Here is a 16,299-nt window from a genome sequence, read left to right as displayed (position 1 = left end):
TTTGAGTCTACGGGCTGGACGGCGCACCGGTCATGCGGCAATGCAGCACGATTCAGGAGGCGGTGTGCAATTGCAACGACGAAGAGATAGAATTGACCATCGCAAAGAAGCCTAAGCCCGCGTTTTGACGCGGGTTTTTTTCATGATAATCTCGGGCCTTCAGTGGCCCGCCCAACGGAGATCTTCCCATGGCGCTGGAGCGCACCCTGTCCATCATCAAGCCCGACGCCGTTGCCAAGAACGTCATCGGCGAAATCTACAGCCGCTTCGAAAAGGCCGGCCTGAAGATCGTGGCATCCAAGTACAAGCAGCTGTCGCGTCGCGAAGCCGAAGGCTTCTATGCCGTGCACCGCGAGCGTCCGTTCTTCAACGCGCTGGTCGAGTTCATGATCTCCGGCCCGGTGGTGATCCAGGCGCTGGAAGGCGAGAACGCCGTTGCCGCACACCGTGACCTGCTGGGCGCGACCAATCCCAAGGACGCTGCGCCGGGCACCATCCGCGCCGACTTCGCCGACTCGATCGATGCCAACGCCGCCCACGGTTCGGACTCGGTCGAGAACGCCGCCAACGAAGTCGCGTATTTCTTTGCCGCCACCGAAGTGGTCTCGCGCTGAGGCCGAGAGAGTCGAATCGTGAATGAGGTCGTGATCCCCTCCGTGCTGCAGGACGTCCCTGTCCGCGCCCCGGAACTGCGCAAGCAGAACCTGCTCGACCTCGACCGCGAGGGACTGGAGCGTTTCTTCGCCGACACGCTCGGCGAGGCACGCTACCGTGCCCATCAGGTGATGAAGTGGATCCACCATCGCTACGTCACCGATTTCGACCAGATGACGGACCTCGGCAAGGCGCTGCGTGCGAAATTGTACCAGCACGCCGAGGTCCTCGTCCCCAATGTCGTGTTCGACAAGCCGTCCACCGACGGGACCCATAAATGGCTGCTGGCCATGGGTACCGACGGCAAGAACGCGATCGAAACCGTCTATATCCCCGACAAGGGCCGCGGCACGCTGTGCGTGTCGTCCCAGGTCGGCTGCGGCCTGAACTGCACGTTCTGTTCGACTGCCACCCAGGGCTTCAACCGCAACCTCACCACTGCCGAGATCGTCGGGCAGGTATGGGTGGCGGCGCGCCATCTGGGCAACGTGCCGCACCAGCAGCGCCGCCTCACCAATGTGGTGATGATGGGCATGGGCGAGCCGCTGATGAATTTCGACAACGTCGTGCGCGCGATGAGCGTGATGCGCGACGACCTTGGCTACGGCCTGGCCAGCAAGCGGGTGACGCTGTCGACCTCGGGCCTGGTGCCGATGATCGACCGGCTTTCGACCGAAAGCGATGTCTCGCTGGCGGTCTCGCTGCATGCCGCCAACGACGCGCTGCGCGAAAGCCTGGTGCCGTTGAACAAGAAGTACCCGATCGCCGAGCTGATGGAGTCCTGCGCGCGCTATCTGCGCGGCAGCAAGAAGCGCGATTCGGTCACCTTCGAATACACCTTGATGAAGGGCATCAACGACCAGCCCGAGCATGCGCGTCAACTGGCCAGGTTGATGCGTCAGTTCGATAACGCAGTGCAGTCCAAGGACGCCGGCAAGGTCAACCTGATCCCGTTCAATCCGTTCCCGGGCACGCGTTACGAGCGCTCCGGAGAGACCGAGATCCGTGCCTTCCAGAAAATCCTGCTCGACGCGCAAGTGCTGACGATGGTCCGCCGTACCCGCGGCGACGACATCGACGCCGCCTGCGGACAGCTCAAGGGACAGGTCATGGACCGCACCCGTCGTCAGGCGGATTTCCTGCGCACCCTGGAAGGGCAGGCCGGTCGAGATGCGGCAGCGTGATCTTCTAGTCATGGCGGCCGTGGCGATCGCGCTGGGCGCGGTCGGCTGCGGTGGCCGCAATGCCAAGGCGGGCTCGGTCCAGACGGTCGAGGAGGTGGCGCAGGTGCATGCGTTCCGCGACAGCACTGCGACAAAGAATCGTCTGGCGGTGCAGGAGAAGCTCGGCCTGGCCAATAACCGGCTGCAAACAGGCGACTACGCCGCTGCCGAAGAGCAGGTCCGTGCAGCCTTGAAGAAAGACCCCCAGTCGGTGGATGCCATTGGTCTGCTGGCGCTGATTCAAGGCGCCAAGGGCGATATTGCCGGTTCCGGCGCGTCATACCGCCGGGCTGCAGAACTTGCACCGCAGCGCGGTGATGTCTTGAACAATTACGGCGCATGGTTGTGCGCGAACGGCTCGCCGGCCGAATCGCTGACCTTGTTCGATCGCGCCCTGACCGACAGAACCTACGCATCGCCAGCCTCCGCGCTGGGCAATGCAGGTGGCTGCGCACTCAAGGCGGGGCAGCCGCAGCGGGCTGCCGGTGACTTGCGCAAGGCGCTGGAACTGGATCCGCAGAATCCATACGCACTTGAATCGATGGCGCGCTCCGAAGCGACGCATCGCAATTATTTCGAAGCGCGCGCGTTTATCGAACGGCGGCTTGCGGCTGCACCTGCAACCGCTTCCGTGTTACAACTCGCCATTCAGATTGAGCAAGGGCTAGGCGACAAGGTAGCTGCCAGCCGTTATCAACAGCGGTTGGTCAAGGAATTCCCTGACGCAGCGACCGCTAACCCCGGGGCCAATGCATTGTGATCAGTGATTCCAATCCGAACCCTTTCGAGCAGGAAAAGGGCTGCGGACAGCATTTGCGCGACGCGCGCGAAGCAGCAGGTCTGAGCGTGGACGAGGTCGCCGGCAAGCTGCGTATGCCGGCGCATGTGGTGCGCTCGCTGGAACAGGAGCAGTGGCAACGCTTGGGTGCGCCGGTCTTCGTGCGCGGTCAGTTGCGCAGCTATGCGCGCTTGCTGCACGTGGACCTGGAGCCGCTGCTGCAGCAGGCGGCGATTGCGCCGGTCGAGCCGGTCAAGCTGGTCAGCCACACGCATACGCCGCGGGCGCGGCGCATCCTGGAAAGCACGGCGCGCAAGGCGATGTATGTAGTGATCACCGGCGTGTTCGCGGTGCCGGTGTGGTACGCGACCCGTTCGCATCTGGATGGCAAGGCGCCCAGCACGGTATCGCTGGACAGCATGCCGGAAGCGCCCAGGACCGGCTCCCCGGTCAACGCTGCAACGCAGCCGGCCAGTGCGCCGCGCGAGCAGCCGGCGCCGTACATCGCGTCGATGACGCCGGTGCCGCGGGCCACGCCCGAGCTCGAGACGCCTGCAGCGTCTGCCGCCGGTGGCGGCAGTTTGTCGTTGAGTTTCAGCGGCGACAGCTGGGTGCAGATTCTGGCACCGGATGGCAGCGCGGTCGAAAAGGCGCTGGTGCGTGCCGGCGAGCGTCGCAGTTATTCGCCAGGGCAGGTGGGCCGCATCGTGCTGGGCAATGCGTCGGCGGTAGAGGTTCAGCAAGGCGGCAGTATCGTCGACGTGAAACCGTTCCAGCGCGCTAACGTGGCCCGTTTTGCGGTATCCTCCGACGGCTCCGTGGTACCTGCTTCCGAGTGAAGCGGACTGCGGTTTTTCATTTTTCCCTATTGATGTTCCGCGCCTCCGGGATGACGGAGCGAGAGTACGCATGGCGATCGACGATCTGCTGGACGAACACGAACAAGGCGAACGCGTTCGTTCCTGGTTGAGAAAGAATGGCGCAGGGCTGGTGGGCGGCGTCGTGGTGGGCCTGGCCCTGATCCTAGGCTGGCAGTGGTGGCAGAAGCACACCGCCACTCAATCGGTGGAAGCCAACACCCGTTACGAGGCGGTGGTCAAGTCCATCCAGGGCAAGGACCTGGACAAGGCGGCCAAGGACATCGTGGCGCTCGATGACGGCAAGGGCGGTGTCTACGCCGAACTGGCTGCGTTGCGTCTGGCCAAGGCCCAGGTGGATGCCGGCAAGCATGCCGAAGCGATCAAGACCCTGCGCGACGTGCCGGCCGAAGGCGAGCTCAAGCAGATCGTGCAGCAGCGCCTGGCGCGTGTGTTGACCGAAAGCGGCAAGCCGGACGAAGCGATCAAGCTGCTGGCCGATGCGCAGGACCACACCAGCCTGGAGATCCGCGCCGATGCGCTGGTCGTGCAGGGCAAGCCGGATGAGGCGCGTGCGCTCTACGCCAAGGCCCTGACCACGGTGGACGTGGCCTCGCCGCAGCGCCGTTTGCTGGAAACCAAGCTGATGGATGTGGGCGGCAAGGTGCCCGATCCGGCGGAGCAGATTTGATGAAGCAGGTTGATATGTACAAGCGCATTGCATTGATCGCCCTGATGGGCGTGTCGCTGGCCGGTTGCAGCACCGTCAAGGGCTGGTTTGCCGGGAAGGACGCCGCTGCCAAGAAGGCGCAGGAACCTGCCGAGCTGGTCAAGTTCGAGCCGTCGGTCAAGGTCGACAAGATCTGGTCCACCGGCGTGGGCAAGGGCGAAGGCCATATCGGCGTGCGCCAGCGTCCGGCGGTGGCCGATGGCAAGGTGTACGCTGCGGCGATTACCGGCGGCGTGCAGGCGCTGGACCTGCAGACCGGCAAGCGCGTGTGGGAATACAAGCCCAAGAAGGAAGAGCGTAACGATCGCAAGTTCAAGCAGCGCCTGTCCGGCGGCCCCGGCGTCGGCGAAGGCCTGGTGGTGATCGGCACGCTGTCTGGCGACGTGATTGCGCTGAACCAGGCCGATGGCACCGAAAAATGGCGTGCCAAGGTGCCGAACGAAGTCATCGCCGCACCGGCGATTGCACAGAACCTGGTGTTGGTGCGCAGCAACGATGGTCGCGTCAGTGCCTTCGACGCTACTACCGGTGAGCGCCGCTGGTTCCATGCCGAAGAAGGGCCGGCCCTGTCGGTGCGCGGCAACGCGCCGATCGTGACCGGCCCGGGCGTGCTGTTCGTCGGCAACGACAGCGGCACCTTGAGCGCCCTGGCGCTGCAGGACGGCCGCCCGTTGTGGGAGCAGGCGATCGGTGTGCCGGAAGGCCGCACCGAGCTGGAGCGCATGTCCGATGTGGACGGTGCCCCGGTGCTCGACGGCACCACGCTGTATGCGACCAGCTTCAAGAACGAAACCCTCGCACTGGAAGGCCCGAGCGGCCGTCCGCTGTGGACGCGCGATCACGGCGGCGCCGGTGGCGTTGGCGTGTCGTCGGCGGTGGTGGTGGTGTCCGACAACGCCGGCTCGGTCTGGGGCCTGGACAAGAGCAGCGGTGCGGCGATGTGGTCGCAGGCCGCGCTGGCGCGTCGCTCCCTGACCGGCGTCGCTATCCAGGGCGATTACGCTGTGGTCGGCGATTACAAGGGCTATCTGCACTGGCTGAAACTCAGCGACGGTGCACTGGCCGCGCGCGCTCGCGCTGGACGCGACACGCTGCTGGCGCAGCCGATCGTCGTGGACGGCATTCTGTTGGTACAAAACACCGATGGCGATATCACCGCCTTCCGGTTGGCACAATAAGGACTTCGCGATGCTGCCCCTGGTCGCCCTGGTCGGACGGCCCAATGTCGGCAAGTCCACCATCTTCAATGCGCTGACGCGCACCCGTGACGCGCTGGTCCACGACCAGCCCGGCGTCACCCGCGACCGTAACTACGGGGTCTGTCGTCTCGACGAGGAACGCCCGTTCATCGTCGTCGATACCGGCGGTATCGCCGGCGACGAGGAGGGCCTGGCCGGCGCTACCGCGCGGCAGGCCCGCGCCGCTGCCGGCGAAGCCGATCTGGTGCTGTTCGTGGTCGATGGCCGCGAAGGCGCTTCCTCGCTGGACGACGAGATCCTGGCCTGGCTGCGCAAGCTGGCGCGGCCGACCGTGCTGGTCATCAACAAGATCGACGGCACCGACGAGGAAACCGTGCGCTCGGAATTCGCGCGCTACGGTTTCTCCGATGTGGTGGCGTTGTCTGCCGCGCATCGGCAAGGCATCGACGAACTGCTCGAGGAAGTCGGCGCACGTCTGCCCGAGGAAGGTGCCGGCGAGCTGCTGGATACCGACCCGGCGCGTGTGCGCATCGCCTTCGTCGGTCGTCCGAACGTGGGCAAGTCGACGCTGGTCAATCGCCTGCTCGGCGAAGAACGCATGATTGCCTCGGAAGTGCCGGGCACCACGCGCGATTCGATCGCCGTGGACATGGACCGTGACGGGCGTCAGTACCGCTTGATCGATACGGCCGGCCTACGTCGCCGCGGCAAGGTCGAGGAGGCGGTCGAGAAGTTCAGCGCGTTCAAGACGCTGCAGGCGATCGAGCAATGCCAGGTCGCGGTGCTGATGCTGGATGCCGGTGAAGGCGTCACCGACCAGGACGCGACCATTCTGGGCGCCATCCTGGACGCTGGCCGCGCCCTGGTGGTGGCGATCAACAAGTGGGACGGGCAGAGCGACTACCAGCGTGCGCAGGCCGAAGACCTGCTGTCGCGCAAGCTGGGCTTTGTCAGCTGGGCCGAGGCGGTGCGGATTTCCGCGCTGCACGGCTCGGGCATGCGCGAGCTGTTCCAGGCGATCCACCGTGCACACGCGTCGGCCACGCACGAGTTCAGCACCAGCGAAGTCAACCAGGCGCTGGAAATCGCCTACGAGACCAATCCGCCGCCGAGCATCCGTGGCCACGTCTCCAAGCTGCGTTACGTGCATCCGGGTGGCGCAAATCCGCCCACCTTCATCGTGCACGGCACGCGCCTGAAGGTGCTGCCGGAATCGTACAAGCGCTATCTGGAAAACTTCTTCCGCAAGCGCTTCAAGCTGGTCGGCACGCCGGTGCGTTTCATCTTCCGCGAAGGTGCCAATCCGTACGAGGGCAAGAAGAACACGCTCACCGAACGGCAGGTGGCGCGCAAAAGGCGGTTGATGAAGCACGTCAAGGGCAAGTAAGCAGGAAACGGTGCGTGCCTGGCGAATGATCGTCAGGTGGAGTGGCCGCAGCGCCTGCAACTGCCGTGGTCCAGTGCCGCGAGCTACGCCGGGAAAGTGCAGTGACTCCTTCTGGCATCTGCACCGGCAGTGCCTGGCGTTCTGAGTCGTCGTGGTGCACTGGTATCCTGCGTGCCATGACCGACTATCCATCCCGCATTCCCTATGCACAGGCGCTGCAGATCCTGCAGGCCGTCGCCGCCAACAGCCGTCCGCCCGACGAGAACATCGCCACTTCGCGTGCCGACGGGCGGATCAGCGCTGCCGATCTGATCGCACCGATTGCGTTGCCGCCCTTTGCCAACAGCGCGATGGACGGCTTCGCGTTGCGGCATGCCGATGTCGCTGGCGGCGATGCGGCGTTGCAACTGGTCGGCGAACAGTTCGCTGGCGAGCGTTGGACCGGCACGCTGAGCGCCGGGCAGTGCCTGCGCATCACCACTGGTGCGCCGCTGCCTGATGGCGCCGATACGGTAATCCCGAAAGAGGATGCGCAGGAACGCGATGGCGTGGTGCGTTTCCATAGCATGCCTGCGCCGGGTGCGCCGGGTGCGCCGGGTGCGGCGGTGCGACAGGCCGGCAGTGACGTGCGCGCGGGCGATCTGGTGGTACAGAGCGGCCAGGTGTTGACGCCTGCGCGGATCGGACTGGCGGCTGCGCTCGGTCTGTCGCGGCTTGCGGTCGCGCCGCGGCCGACCATTGCGGTGCTGGCCACCGGCGATGAACTGGTGGAGCCGGGCATGCCGCTGGGGCCGGGACAGATCTACAACAGCAATCGCGACATGCTGATGGCGCAGCTGCGGGCACTGGGCTACGCGCCGACCGCATGGCCGACCCTGCCGGACGATCCGCAACGCATCCGTACCATGCTGGAAGACGCGGCTGCGGCCTTCGACGTGGTGATCACCTGCGGCGGCGTCTCGGCGGGGGAGAAAGACTACCTGCCGCAACTGATCGGCGAACTGGGCCGCATCCACTTCTGGCGCGTGCGCATGCGCCCGGGCATGCCGGCGGTGCTGGGCCAGATCGGCCGCTGCCTGGTGCTGGGCCTGCCGGGCAATCCGGTCTCGGTGCTGGCGACGCTGATCGCCTACGGCGTGCCGCTGCTGGATGGCCTGCAGGGACGTAGCGAGCCGCGCCCGCTGTGGCATGCGGCCTTGGCCAGTCCTTGGGAAAAACGCCACGAGCGCCTGGAGTTCCTGCGCGGGCGGCTGGAGTGCGGCGAAGACGGGCGTCTGACGGCGTTGCCGCATCGGGGCGATGCATCGCATCTGCTGCGCGGCGCGGCCGACAGCAATGCCTTGATCGTGTTGCCCGAGCAGGCACGGCGCTTCGAGGCAGGCGAGAGCGTGCGGGTGATTCCTTACGCGCTTTGAGCGTTTGGTGCAGCACGCGCGACAAACAGCGGGCCGCGCTCGCCGCCAGGCGGCGCTATCGGATGCACGCCGGTTCTTTCGCGCCTTCGGCACTAAACGCCGACGCTGCGCGAGCTGATGGCAACCACATGGAGGGCGCAGACCGGTGTGGCAGACCGCCCCGTCCACGTCGTACGCGGGAACACGGCGTCCGGACGCGAGGCTGCAACCAGCATCGATCAGGCCGTTCTCAGCCGACTGTGCTGCCGCAGAACGCGGCGTAATCGGCATACTCAGTCAATGCGACACCGGGAGCACACACCGGGCAATGCGGGTCGGGCGGCAGCCGGATTTCGCGAAAGCGCATTGCCAGCGCATCGAAGCTGAGCAGGCGCCCGGTGAGGGTCTCGCCGATGCCCAGCAGCAACTTGATCGCCTCGGTGGCCTGCAGCAATCCGATCACCCCGGGCAGCACGCCCAGCACGCCGGCCTCGGCGCAGCTGGGGGCGAATTCGGGCGGCGGCGGCTCCGGAAACAGGCAGCGATAGCACGGTGCATGGCCGCGCTTGCGGCCGGCATCGAACACGCTCAATTGCCCTTCGAACTGCTGTACCGCGCCGTAGACCAGCGGTTTGCCGAGTTTGACGCAGGCATCGTTGAGCAGATAGCGCGCAGGAAAATTGTCGGCGCCGTCGACCACGACATCCACGTCCTTCAGCAGGGCTTCGACATTGCCGGCAGTCACGCGTGCCTGCAGCGCTTCGACCTGCACGCGTGGATTGAGCGCGGCAATGCGCTGCGCGGCCGAGCTGACCTTGGCGACGCCGACGCTGTCTTCCACATGCAGGATCTGGCGCTGCAGATTGCTGCGGTCCACCACATCGTCATCGGCGATCCGCAGGTGGCCGACCCCGGCGGCAGCGAGATAGAACGCCGCCGGCGAGCCAAGTCCGCCTGCACCGACCAGCAACACGCGCGAACGCGCCAGGCGCTGCTGGCCTTCGAGCCCGACCTGCGGCAGGCGCAGATGGCGCGAATAGCGCTCGAGAAAATCCTGTTCGTCGGGCGGCAGGGTAGGGCGCACCAAGGGAAGGCCGGCGCCGGTCCATGCGGCGGTGCCACCGAGTACCGAAGACACCTGCGTATAGCCTTGCGCGCGCAAGATCTCCGCCGTGTGTGCCGAGCGCTTGCCGCTCTGGCAGATCAGCACGATCTCGCGCGCCTGCTCCGACAGATGCTGTGCGGGTGCGGTTTCCAGATCGTGTTGCGCAATCGCCAATGCGCCTTCGGCCTGGCCGCCGGCACGTTCGTGCAACTGCCGGATATCGATCAGCAAGGCGCCTTGCAGAGCGCGCAGGCGGGCATTTGCAGGGGAGATGTAGTGGCTGCTCATGGCGCCATTGTCGCGCAAACACAGGCGATGCGATGCACAGGACTGCCATGTTGGCATCAGGCTCACCAGCACGGCGGTAGCGTGGGCACACAAGGAGACCCCCAATGACCCCCGATATCGACGCGCAATTGAAACAACTTGCCGATGCATTGCCAGATATTCGTCGCCAGCATCCGGACGATTTCTGGGATGTATTCCACGCACGTGCAGAGAAGATCACTGCTGCCGCAGAGTCGCAGGAGCAGGCGGCGCAAATCGTCAAACGCATCGACGAAATCCTGTCGGCGCATCAGCTGGGCCCTGCGGATCCCGGCGCCTGACCCAGCAGTCTTCAATGCGCGGGCTTTGCCGCAAGTGGGTGGCCTGCGCCCACTCCGCGTATCCATAGCATCGACCGGCAGCAAGCTGGCGCAGCATTACGGTAGCGCCGGCTTGCCCTTGGCATCGCATAGCGGTGCATACAGGGATCCTGCCTGGCACGCAGTCGCTGCATGCAATCGATTAGCGCATGGGGTCGGCCATCTCCGCAGCTATGCGGATCGGTCGGAGTGATAACGCTCGACCTACTGAGACACCATTACGCCCGCGGTGCGCGCTGCCCTAGGCAGATTGAGCTCTGAAGCATATGCGTACAGCGCTTGATCGCAGCATCGGCGGTGCTGAGTGCTGGGTGTTCCAAAGCAGTCTGACGTCCGAGCCATGTTCCGTCGGCGCAGGAGCCTGTTGCGCAACTTACCTGCACTATACGTAGCGGCGCGCCGAACAGGAACGCCATACCACCTTCACTCCATGTGAAGCGCACTGCGGTGCAGCACCGTTTCCTCTCCGTCTTTCGACATCGGTACGACGATCGGGTCACGCAACCAAGTCCAGCATGGATGCACCCCTTCTGGCTGGAGATTCACATGAAAGTACGTCACCCGATGTTTGCGGCGCTGACCCTGTGTCTAGGTATCGCCACTGCTGCGCATGCGCAGAATGCAACGCAGGCCGGCATGCCCGCCACCACGCAGCAACAGGCGGGCAATAGCGCCCCGAGCGTGAAGGAGCGTGAGGCACTGGGCACCTTGAGCGCCATCAATACCAGTGAAATCAGTGCGGCCAATCTGGCGCTGCAGAAGCAGGTGCAAGGTGGCGTGCGCGACTATGCAATGCAGATGGTCAAGGAGCATACCGACAACAATCAGAAGCTGGCCAAGTGGTCGCCGGACCTGTCGGCTGCCGCTGCCAAGGCGCAGATGAGCAAGGGCAAGACCGAACTGGCGATGTTGCAGAAGCTCGATACCAAGGCCTTCGAGGCCGCCTACGTCACGGCAATGGTCAAGGACCACACCGATGCGCTGGCGGCGCTGGACAAACAACTGATTCCTGCGGCCAAGACGCCACAGGTGCTGGCGCATCTGCAGACTACGCGCAGCCATGTCGCCGAGCATCTGGCGGCTGCCAAGACGCTGCAGGCCAGCAGCAAGGGTGCTGGGCGCTGAGACGTGCCTGGATTGCCGGCAACACCGGTTGCCGCTGCTGAAGACCCGATGCTGTGGATGCGTCGCCTGATCATCCGTGCCGAGCCGCACCAGATCCTGGATGCGTGGTGCGATGCCAATGTGCAGCGACGCATCCTGCGTGGAGTGGCGGAGCTGGTCGCTGGCGATGGACATGCATCGCGCTGGGCGCTGCAGGCAACCTGGTGTCGGCGCGGTGTTGTCGGGTTGCAGCGTGGTGAGGCGCGCCTGGGTGAATCGGTGCGTTACCAGGTTGATGGCGATCGCGGCCTGCAGCTGGGCGTGTTGCTGCATGTGCAGACTGCGCCTGCATGCGAGGGCAGTTGTGTCACGTTGAGCCTGCAGGGCGCAGATGGGCGGGAGAGCGCTCAGCCATCGGTCGAGCGCATGCAGCGTGCCCGGCATCTGTGGATGGGCAAGGCGTTACGGCGGCTGCGTGACGGTATGGACGTGTGAGATCGCGTCCGCTTGTCTGCACCTTGTCGATGGACTTCGAATACCTTGCCGCCCGATTGCAGTTGCAACGGGCGGTCAGGTTTTGAGGATTCAGTCGGATGGGGTGCTTGCGTCAACTACCCCGGAAATCGGTTCGGCATTGCCGAAGTGCGGCCGCAGGGCATCCACTCCGTGCTGCGGCTTTGCCAGCGGGGTCAGGTCCTGGCGATTGGCGCGACGTTGCGCAGTAGAGAACGTAGCCAGCTTGTCGCGCTGATCGATCAGCGGTTGCTGGACCTCGCCATCGCGATTGAATGACCAGGCCAGCATCGGTTCGCCTAACGGCAATGCATCGCCCGCGACGGTGCCGTTGCGCGAGTGCCAGGTGTGCCAGGTCTTGCCATAGCTGTTGAGCTTGCTGCGCATCAGTTCTTTCTCGGCGATCAGCGGCAGATTGGGCGCGGACAGCTGGCCCGACAGGATTTCGCCATTGTGCGGATGCCAGAAACTGCGCTCGCGCTCCGGCAACTGCGCGAACAGTTGTTCGGAAATGATGTACTCGATACCGGTCAGGTTGGCCTGATCGGTATTGCCGTCGTAGAGCGCACATTGCGCCAGGTCTTCGTTGACCTGATGGCAGTAGTGATGTGCCTCCATCTGTACATCCGGTGCGTCTTTCATCGGATGGAAGCCCACCAAGTAGATGTCGAGCTTGCCGACCGGCCCGGTCGGTTGCAGAACCCTGGCGCCGGCTTCCAGCACATTGGTCTTGGCGCTTTCAGGCGCGCCCGGTGGGGTAACCGAAGGCGGGCTGCGCGAGCAGCCGGCGCACAGCAGGGCAATCCAGAGCGCGGACTGTCGCATGCGATCTCCAACAATGAGTGGTGGGGTCAGGCTACGGAGGCTGATGGTTTGCGAGGCGTGAGTGCGTGTGCCGATCTGCAGCGGAGCTTCACCTCGCTTGAGCATCTGCTTAATGCCATGGCGACGATGCTGCGCAGCTACGCATGCCTGGTCGCTCACCCATGTCCGCCACCACCCGCAAGATCGCGACATTCAACGTCAATGGCATCACTAGCCGGCTGCCGCATCTGCTGGAATGGCTACAGCGCGAGCAACCGGATATCGTCGGCCTGCAGGAATTGAAAGCCACGCAGGATGCCTTTCCGCAACAGGCGATCCGCGATGCCGGCTATGGCGTCATCTGGCAAGGCGAGAAGTCGTGGAACGGTGTGGCATTGCTGGCGCGCGGCGCCGATCCGGTCGAAATCCGTCGCGGGCTGCCGTGGGACCGCGGCGATACCCAGAGCCGTTATCTGGAAGCTGCAATTCACGGGGTAGTGGTGGCCTGCCTGTATCTGCCCAATGGCAATCCGCAGCCCGGGCCGAAGTTCGACTACAAGCTGGCGTGGTTTCAACGCTTGATCCGGCACGCCAGGACGCTGGTGGACCTACCGCACCCGGTAGCACTGATCGGCGATTTCAACGTGGTGCCGACCGATGCCGACATCTACGACCCCAAGGGCTGGCGCAAGGATGCGTTGCTGCAGCCGGAGAGTCGCCAGGCGTACCAGACCCTGCTCGAGCAGGGCTGGACCGACAGCCTGCTTGCAGTGCATGGCGAAACGCCGATTTACACCTTCTGGGATTATTTTCGCCAGCATTTTGCGCGCGATCGCGGCTTGCGCATCGATCATCTGCTGCTCAATCGCACCCTGGCGCTCGGGCTGCAGGACGCCGGCGTGGACAAGTGGGTACGTGCACTGGAAAAGGCCAGCGATCACGCGCCGACCTGGATCAGCGTCCGTGTGCCCGAAGCGGTAGCCGAGCCAGCAGCGCAGGCCAAGGCTGTGCCCAGGCCACGGAAGCGGGCCGTGGCAAAGGCAAGCCCGGCACGCAAGTCCACGACGAAGAAAACGCCCAAGACCGCGGCGAAAAAGGCCGCAACGCGGTCTGTCGCCAGCAAGTCAATCGCACCCGCCAAGCCGCGCAAGCTGGCGAAGAAAAGCGCCAAATAACGCGGCAACGCTAGCCGATACTGCCCGCGTGACGCTCCATCCGACGCTGCTTGATCCGGTGCAGCACATGCCCGGTGAGGGCGGTCAGCAGGATCAACACGTTGCTGACGATAAACACGGCATTGCCGACCAGGTAGCTGTAGAGGATGAACAGCACCGAGGCGCTGATCTGGCCGATGAACAGCCAGCGCGACACGCCCTGTGCCGCATCCGAGCGCCATTGCTTGTAGATCTGACGGATCAAGGTGGCAATCAGGACGGCACTGGCGAGCCGGCCCACAAGGTCGACGAGTTGCATGCGGCACAGATACCGTGGGGGAACTACGTGCCACTGTGCGATCTGCCGTGTAGGCGCTGCGTTCTAGCGGCTTCAAGCGACGTGCGCACTGGTCGAGACGAGGGCGCGCATGCAGCAGGATGCGATGATGCCGCGATCGCTGCGCCTGTACCCGCCGCGTCGGGGGCCGGTATCCTAGCCAGGTCATCCACCGGTCGACCGTGCCTTGCTCATGATCAGCTACGCCGACGCACTTGCGATTGTCCATCGGCAGATCGCCATGCTTGCCGGCGAGTGGGTGGACAGTGCCGATGCCGAGGGGCGTGTGCTTGCGCAGGCGTTGTCGAGCCCGGCCGAGTTGCCGGCGTTCGACAACAGCGCGATGGATGGATTTGCGTTGGTCACGGCCGGCCGTGGCGCGATCGTCGGCAGCGAACATGTGATCGGTGGCAGCGTTGCCGCAGGCGAAGATGTAGGTGGCATCACGGCGGGCAGCGCGTGGGAAATCATGACCGGTGCCGGCTTGCCTGCCGGTGCCGATGCAGTGGTGCCGATCGAGCAGGTGGACGTGCTGGCGCACGATGGCGCGCGGCCCGGCCGCATCCGGCTGCGCGCCGATATCCGCGCCGGTCAGCATATTCGTCGACGTGGGGAAGATGTGGCCTTGCACGATCGCGTGATCGAGGCCGGCACCGTGCTGCGCGCCGCGCACCTGATGCTGTTGGCCGGGCTGGGCTGTGCGCGGGTGCAGGTGGTACGGCGTCCGCGTGTGGCCTTGATTGCGACCGGCCGCGAGTTGATCGGCGATCCGGCGCAGCCGTTGCGGCCTGGCCAGATTCGCGATGGCACCAGCAGCTATCTGCTCAGCCAGCTGCGTGCAGCCGGTACCGAACTGGTCTGGCATGGGCAGGTGGGCGATGACGATGCCGGCTTCGATCTGGCGCTTGCGCAGGCGCGCGATGCGGGCGCCGAGGTGATTCTGAGCACCGGTGCGGTGTCGCGCGGTCGCTACGATTTCGTGCCCGATGCCTTGGTACGGCATGGCGCGGCGGTGCTATTCCACAAGGTTGCGGTGCGGCCGGGCAAACCGGTGTTGCTGGCGCGCTTCGCAGACGGTGCGCTGTATGTCGGTTTGCCGGGCAATCCGATGGCCAGCGCTGCCGGGCTGCGCTTTTTCGTGGAGCCGGCGCTGCGCGGTTTGCTTGGCATGCCGGCCGAGCGCGGCTTGCAGGTTGTGCTGGAAACGCCGATGCAGGCACGACCGCTGTGGCGGCAGCACCTGCGCGCACGTTTGACCTGCAGCGCTGCCGGCGTGCTCTGCGTGCAGATCCTGCCGCAGCAGGAGTCGTTCCGCGTGGCGCCGTTGTTGCAGGCCAATGCGTGGGCCGTACTGGAGCCGCAGGATGAAGGTGCCGCGCCCGGTACGACGGCGCAGGTGTTCGGGCTGGGCCATCTGCAGCCGGCTGCACCGGCGATCGCGCCATGAGCCTGCACTTGCACGTCGTGCGATGCCGTGCCGGCGAGCAGGCGGCATGAGCGCGAGGCCTGCATGGACGGGCGTGGTGCTGGCCGGCGGCCGTTCCTCGCGGATGGGGCAGGACAAGGCGCTGCTGCAGTGGCGCGGACGTCCATTGCTGGAGCAGATGCAGGCGTTGCTGCGCGATGCCGGCGCGCACAAGGTGGTGATCAGCGGCGATCGCCCGGACTACGCCGGCATTGCCGACGCGCAGCCGGACCTGGGGCCGCTCGGCGGCCTGGCCAGCGTGATCGATCAGCTCGCCGATGCAACGACGCTGGTGGTGGTGCCGGTCGACATGCCGCTGCTGTCCCGGTCATTGCTGGATCGGCTGCTGGCGCCACCGCATCGGCGCTGCGTTACCTTTGAAGACCAGATGCTGCCGATGCGGCTATACGTAGATGACGTTGTGCGTGAGGCGCTCACTGCGCTGATGGCAGGAACTGGTTCGTCACGCTCGCTGCGCGCCCTGCAGGCTGCGCTGCAATGCCATCGCATCGCTGTCACCGCCAGCGAACGCGCCGCGTTCGTCAATTGCAACACGCCCGAGCAGTGGAGTCAGCTCATCCATGAAAATCCAGATTGAAGCTCAGCAGCTGCGCTTCCGCATCGACGAAGCCGAATTGGCCGACTTGCTTGCCGGACGCACGGTCGAGAATCTGAGCCGCTTGCCGAGCGGGCAGGGCGCACGACTGTTGCGCCACAGCGTCAGCCTGAGCGATGGTGACGCGGCCTGCAATTGCACTGCCGAGCATTGGCAGTTGTCGGTGCCGCGCGATGCGCTGGAACAGCATGCACGGCAATTGCCCAGCCGCGAGGGATTGCGCTTCAGCTTCGATGCCGGTGCTGGTCATGCTGAACCGACGGCGTTGCAGGTGAGCTTCGATATCGATGTGCGTGACAGTGCGCGCAAGCGCTTTCCGAAGGCCTGACGTT

18 protein-coding genes are annotated in these 16,299 nt (G+C 65.0%); 15 read left to right on the top strand and 3 right to left on the bottom strand.

Annotated elements, in window-relative coordinates; all coding sequences use genetic code 11:
* The first annotated feature begins 188 nt into the window (after window positions 1–188).
* From ndk to XARJCFBP2528_RS17340, 8 genes are all read left to right on the top strand, one after another.
* Window positions 189–614, top strand: a complete 426-nt coding sequence (gene ndk, locus XARJCFBP2528_RS17375) for a nucleoside-diphosphate kinase (RefSeq protein WP_016904427.1) — start codon at window positions 189–191, stop codon at window positions 612–614.
* A gap of 18 nt (window positions 615–632) precedes the next feature.
* Window positions 633–1,838, top strand: coding sequence for a dual-specificity RNA methyltransferase RlmN (gene rlmN / locus XARJCFBP2528_RS17370; protein ID WP_047124952.1), 1,206 nt, complete (start codon window positions 633–635; stop codon window positions 1,836–1,838).
* A gap of 10 nt (window positions 1,839–1,848) precedes the next feature.
* On the top strand, window positions 1,849–2,637 hold the full coding sequence (gene pilW / locus XARJCFBP2528_RS17365) for a type IV pilus biogenesis/stability protein PilW (protein WP_016904425.1): 789 nt from the start codon (window positions 1,849–1,851) through the stop codon (window positions 2,635–2,637).
* On the top strand, window positions 2,634–3,494 hold the full coding sequence (locus XARJCFBP2528_RS17360) for a helix-turn-helix domain-containing protein (RefSeq protein WP_016904424.1): 861 nt from the start codon (window positions 2,634–2,636) through the stop codon (window positions 3,492–3,494). Before pilW ends, XARJCFBP2528_RS17360 begins: the two co-directional genes overlap by 4 nt.
* A 70-nt stretch (window positions 3,495–3,564) precedes the next feature.
* Window positions 3,565–4,203, top strand: coding sequence for a YfgM family protein (locus XARJCFBP2528_RS17355; protein ID WP_016904423.1), 639 nt, complete (start codon window positions 3,565–3,567; stop codon window positions 4,201–4,203).
* Window positions 4,203–5,420 (top strand): outer membrane protein assembly factor BamB, encoded by a 1,218-nt coding sequence (gene bamB / locus XARJCFBP2528_RS17350; RefSeq protein WP_016904422.1) that lies wholly within the window; start codon window positions 4,203–4,205, stop codon window positions 5,418–5,420. The genes XARJCFBP2528_RS17355 and bamB overlap by 1 nt, the downstream gene beginning before the upstream one ends.
* Before the next feature lie 10 nt (window positions 5,421–5,430).
* A complete protein-coding gene (gene der / locus XARJCFBP2528_RS17345) occupies window positions 5,431–6,828 on the top strand; it encodes a ribosome biogenesis GTPase Der (RefSeq protein WP_016904421.1) in 1,398 nt (465 codons plus the stop codon).
* 176 nt (window positions 6,829–7,004) lie between these two features.
* The gene (locus tag XARJCFBP2528_RS17340) at window positions 7,005–8,243 is read left to right on the top strand and encodes a molybdopterin molybdotransferase MoeA (protein WP_047124951.1); all 1,239 of its coding nucleotides are present in this window, start codon (window positions 7,005–7,007) and stop codon (window positions 8,241–8,243) included.
* Window positions 8,244–8,472: 229 nt separating this feature from the next.
* On the opposite strand, the gene moeB is transcribed toward XARJCFBP2528_RS17340, so the two are convergent.
* Entirely contained in the window at window positions 8,473–9,615 is a 1,143-nt protein-coding gene (moeB, locus tag XARJCFBP2528_RS17335) for a molybdopterin-synthase adenylyltransferase MoeB (protein ID WP_047125005.1), read from the bottom strand.
* Window positions 9,616–9,719: 104 nt separating this feature from the next.
* Here moeB and XARJCFBP2528_RS17330 point away from each other — a divergent pair, with 104 nt between their 5' ends.
* From XARJCFBP2528_RS17330 to XARJCFBP2528_RS17320, 3 genes are all read left to right on the top strand, one after another.
* Window positions 9,720–9,935, top strand: a complete 216-nt coding sequence (locus XARJCFBP2528_RS17330; protein ID WP_016904861.1) for a hypothetical protein — start codon at window positions 9,720–9,722, stop codon at window positions 9,933–9,935.
* 585 nt (window positions 9,936–10,520) lie between these two features.
* Entirely contained in the window at window positions 10,521–11,099 is a 579-nt protein-coding gene (locus tag XARJCFBP2528_RS17325) for a DUF4142 domain-containing protein (RefSeq protein ID WP_047124950.1), read from the top strand.
* A 57-nt stretch (window positions 11,100–11,156) separates the two neighbouring features.
* Complete coding sequence (locus tag XARJCFBP2528_RS17320) at window positions 11,157–11,573, top strand: hypothetical protein (RefSeq protein ID WP_146011239.1); 417 nt, start codon at window positions 11,157–11,159, stop codon at window positions 11,571–11,573.
* 90 nt (window positions 11,574–11,663) lie between these two features.
* Here the strand turns inward: XARJCFBP2528_RS17320 and XARJCFBP2528_RS17315 are convergent, their stop codons facing one another.
* Window positions 11,664–12,416 (bottom strand): OBAP family protein, encoded by a 753-nt coding sequence (locus XARJCFBP2528_RS17315; RefSeq protein WP_039527295.1) that lies wholly within the window; start codon window positions 12,414–12,416, stop codon window positions 11,664–11,666.
* Between the two features lie 161 nt (window positions 12,417–12,577).
* Between XARJCFBP2528_RS17315 and xth the strand changes: the two genes are divergently transcribed.
* The gene (gene xth / locus XARJCFBP2528_RS17310) at window positions 12,578–13,570 is read left to right on the top strand and encodes an exodeoxyribonuclease III (RefSeq protein ID WP_047124948.1); all 993 of its coding nucleotides are present in this window, start codon (window positions 12,578–12,580) and stop codon (window positions 13,568–13,570) included.
* 10 nt (window positions 13,571–13,580) lie between these two features.
* On the opposite strand, the gene XARJCFBP2528_RS17305 is transcribed toward xth, so the two are convergent.
* Window positions 13,581–13,868 (bottom strand): hypothetical protein, encoded by a 288-nt coding sequence (locus XARJCFBP2528_RS17305; RefSeq protein WP_047124947.1) that lies wholly within the window; start codon window positions 13,866–13,868, stop codon window positions 13,581–13,583.
* 211 nt (window positions 13,869–14,079) lie between these two features.
* Between XARJCFBP2528_RS17305 and XARJCFBP2528_RS17300 the strand changes: the two genes are divergently transcribed.
* The 3 genes from XARJCFBP2528_RS17300 to XARJCFBP2528_RS17290 are packed head-to-tail and all read left to right on the top strand — an operon-like array spanning window position 14,080 to window position 16,295.
* A complete protein-coding gene (locus XARJCFBP2528_RS17300) occupies window positions 14,080–15,333 on the top strand; it encodes a molybdopterin molybdotransferase MoeA (RefSeq protein WP_016905046.1) in 1,254 nt (417 codons plus the stop codon).
* A gap of 46 nt (window positions 15,334–15,379) precedes the next feature.
* Window positions 15,380–15,949, top strand: a complete 570-nt coding sequence (locus XARJCFBP2528_RS17295) for a molybdenum cofactor guanylyltransferase (RefSeq protein ID WP_016905047.1) — start codon at window positions 15,380–15,382, stop codon at window positions 15,947–15,949.
* Window positions 15,933–16,295 (top strand): hypothetical protein, encoded by a 363-nt coding sequence (locus tag XARJCFBP2528_RS17290; RefSeq protein WP_016905048.1) that lies wholly within the window; start codon window positions 15,933–15,935, stop codon window positions 16,293–16,295. The genes XARJCFBP2528_RS17295 and XARJCFBP2528_RS17290 overlap by 17 nt, the downstream gene beginning before the upstream one ends.
* The last annotated feature ends 4 nt before the right edge of the window (window positions 16,296–16,299 follow it).

It is taken from the genome of Xanthomonas arboricola pv. juglandis (assembly GCF_001013475.1).
Taxonomy (GTDB): Bacteria; Pseudomonadota; Gammaproteobacteria; order Xanthomonadales; family Xanthomonadaceae; genus Xanthomonas; species Xanthomonas arboricola.
The sequence above is the reverse complement of the archived record's forward strand: the minus strand, read 5'-3'. Positions and strand labels throughout refer to the sequence as shown.